This is a genomic window from Sphingomonas sp. TDK1, from assembly GCF_001650735.1.
GTDB lineage: Bacteria > Pseudomonadota > Alphaproteobacteria > Sphingomonadales > Sphingomonadaceae > Sphingomonas.
The window spans coordinates 2,317-2,991 of sequence record NZ_LXVY01000039.1 but is presented as its reverse complement, the minus strand read 5'-3'; the positions used below and the strand labels follow the sequence as shown (position 1 = coordinate 2,991).

Sequence of the window (675 nt, the reverse complement as noted above, 5' to 3'; positions counted from 1 at the left end):
GGCTTCAGGTTCCACCGCGCCAAGCGGCGGCGATCGCAAGCAGGCGACGCGAGCGCTGCAGGCGCTCAACTTCTTCATGGCCGACATGCAGGCGGGAATCGGCCCGTTCCTGGGCGTGTTCCTCCAGCAGCGCGGCTGGACCGCCGGCCCTATCGGCACGGTGATGACCGCGGGCGGGATCGCGGGCATGGCGATGACGGTGCCCGCGGGTGCGTTCATCGATCATACCGAGAAGAAGCGGCTGGTGGTGATCGTCACCGGCATCTGCACGGTGCTCGCCTCGTTTCTGATCCTGCTGTCGCAAGCCGGCTGGGTGGTGACCGTCAGCCAGGTCGCCACCGCCATCGCCGGCGCCGCGATCGGCCCGGCGGTGGCGGGCATGACGCTGGGGGTGGTGCGACAGGCCGGGTTCAATGCGCAGAACGGACGCAACCAGGCGTGGAACCATGCCGGCAACATGGTCGGCGCGGGGCTGTCCGGCTGGCTCGGCTGGAAGTTCGGCATGCCGGCGATCTTCTACCTCGCCGCGGTGTTCGGCGTGCTCGCGATGATCTCGGTGCTGATGATCCCGGAACGCGCGATCGACCACGCCGCTGCGCGCGGCCTCGAAGCGCGCGACGGCGAGGAGCAGGACGAGGGCCAGGCAGAGGGTTTTGCCGCGCTGTTCCAGACGAA

The 675-nt window shown here is 69.2% G+C and carries 1 protein-coding gene; it reads left to right on the top strand.

Annotated features, from left to right (window positions below):
- Positions 1-675 (top strand): MFS transporter (locus A7X12_RS26455; protein ID WP_232318603.1); only part of this gene is annotated, 675 nt, incomplete at both ends.